The 1,992-nt window shown below is 72.4% G+C and carries 2 protein-coding genes and 1 pseudogene; all 3 read left to right on the forward strand.

Features of this window, described 5'->3' with window-relative positions; all coding sequences use genetic code 11:
• Window positions 1-892: carboxylating nicotinate-nucleotide diphosphorylase (nadC, locus tag H5J30_RS29845; RefSeq protein WP_181790481.1), on the forward strand; the 892-nt coding region annotated here is incomplete at its 5' end.
• Entirely contained in the window at window positions 893-1,690 is a 798-nt protein-coding gene (locus tag H5J30_RS29850; protein WP_018839285.1) for a type III pantothenate kinase, read from the forward strand.
• Between the two features lie 88 nt (window positions 1,691-1,778).
• Window positions 1,779-1,992, forward strand: a pseudogene (locus H5J30_RS37070) (hypothetical protein); the annotation flags it as partial.

The raw sequence follows: 1,992 nt of genomic DNA on the forward strand, positions 1-1,992 counted from the left end.
CGGCCTCGACCCCGGCCTCGCCCAGCTCCTCGTCGACGCGGGCCTCGACCCCGTCTACGTCGAGGACGTCGCCCACCTCGCCGTCGAGGAGGACCTCGACCACGGGGTGGACGTGACGACCGTCGCCACCGTCCCCGAAGACGCCCTCGCCGTCGGCGACTTCACCGCCCGCGAGGCCGGCGTCGTCGCCGGCCTGCGCGTCGCCGAGGCGGTGCTGTCCGTCGTCTGTACAGATGACATGGAAGTCGAGCGGCACGCGGAGGACGGCGACCCGGTCGCGGCCGGGCAGCGGCTGCTGACGGTCCGTACCCGCACGCGCGACCTCCTTACTGCCGAACGCAGCGCGCTCAACCTCCTTTGCCGCATGTCCGGAATCGCCACCTCCACCCGCGCCTGGGCCGACGCCCTTGAGGGCACCGCCGCCAAGGTCCGCGACACCCGCAAGACGACCCCGGGGCTGCGCGCGCTGGAGAAGTACGCGGTGCGGTGCGGCGGCGGGGTCAACCACCGCATGTCCCTGTCGGACGCGGCGCTGGTCAAGGACAACCACGTGGTCGCGGCGGGCGGCCTGGCCGAGGCGTTCCGGCTCGTACGGGCCGAGTTCCCGGACCTGGACGTGGAGGTGGAGGCGGACACCCTGCACCAGGTGCGCGAGGCCGTCGACGCGGGCGCCGACCTCATCCTGCTGGACAACTTCACGCCCGTGGAGACGGCGGAGGCCGTCGCGCTGGTCGCCGGCCGCGCGCGGCTGGAGTCCTCCGGGCGGCTGACGCTCGACAACGCGCGCGCGTACGCGGAGACGGGCGTCGACTACCTCGCCGTAGGGGCGCTCACGCACTCCACCCCCATCCTCGACATCGGCCTCGACCTGCGCGAGGAGGGCGACGGCTAGATGCTCCTCACCATCGACGTCGGGAACACCCACACGGTCCTCGGCCTCTTCGACGGCGAGGAGATCGTCGAGCACTGGCGCATCTCCACCGACGCGCGCCGCACCGCCGACGAACTGGCCGTGCTGCTCCAGGGCCTGATGGGCATGCACCCGCTGCTCGGGGAGGAACTGGGCGACGGCATCCACGGCATCGCCATCTGCTCCACCGTCCCCTCGGTGCTGCACGAACTGCGCGAGGTCACCCGCCGCTACTACGGCGACGTCCCCTCCGTGCTCGTCGAGCCGGGCGTGAAGACCGGCGTACCCGTGCTGATGGACAACCCCAAGGAGGTCGGCGCCGACCGGATCATCAACGCCCTGGCGGCGGCCGAGCTGTACGGCGGCCCTGCCGTCGTCGTCGACTTCGGCACGGCGACGACGTTCGACGCGGTCAGCGAGCGCGGCGAGTACGTCGGCGGGGTCATCGCGCCCGGCATCGAGATCTCCACGGAGGCACTGGGCGTACGCGGCGCGCAGCTGCGCAAGATCGAACTGGCCCGGCCGCGTTCGGTGATCGGCAAGAACACGGTCGAGGCGATGCAGTCCGGCATCCTGTACGGGTTCGCGGGCCAGGTCGACGGCGTGGTCAACCGCATGGCGGCGGAGCTGGCCGACGATCCGGACGAGGTCACCGTCATCGCGACGGGCGGGCTCGCGCCGATGATGCTGGCCGACTCCTCGGTGATCGACGAGCACGAGCCCTGGCTGACGCTGATCGGCCTCCGCCTGGTCTACGAGCGGAACGTCTCGACCACCTGACGGGTACGCGGCAGCGTCCCGCCCGCGGCGCCGGCCCGTTCCGCGCGCCTTCGCGGCATGAGCCCCGTTCAGGGCCTAAAGTCGGATTATGCCTACGCCATACGGTTCCCGAGGCGGTGTGGCGCTCAGCGCCGACGAGCTCCGCGTCGTGCGTGACGCGCTGGCCATCGCCATCGAGTCGAGTTGGGGCCTGCCCAGGCCCGCCAGGGGTGACGGAACGGAGCCGGCCACCGCGCCGGCGGTCTCGCGCGGCGCCGTCGTACGGGACTGCACGGAGCTGGCCGCGGCGCTGGACGAGGCGG

This window comes from Streptomyces phytophilus (genome assembly GCF_013870535.1).
Lineage (GTDB): Bacteria > Actinomycetota > Actinomycetes > Streptomycetales > Streptomycetaceae > Streptomyces > Streptomyces phytophilus.

Coding starts and splice junctions, on each gene's coding strand:
- H5J30_RS29850 (WP_018839285.1), top strand. CDS start 893: ATGCTCCTCACCATCGACGTCGGGAACACCCACACGGTCCTCGGCCTC.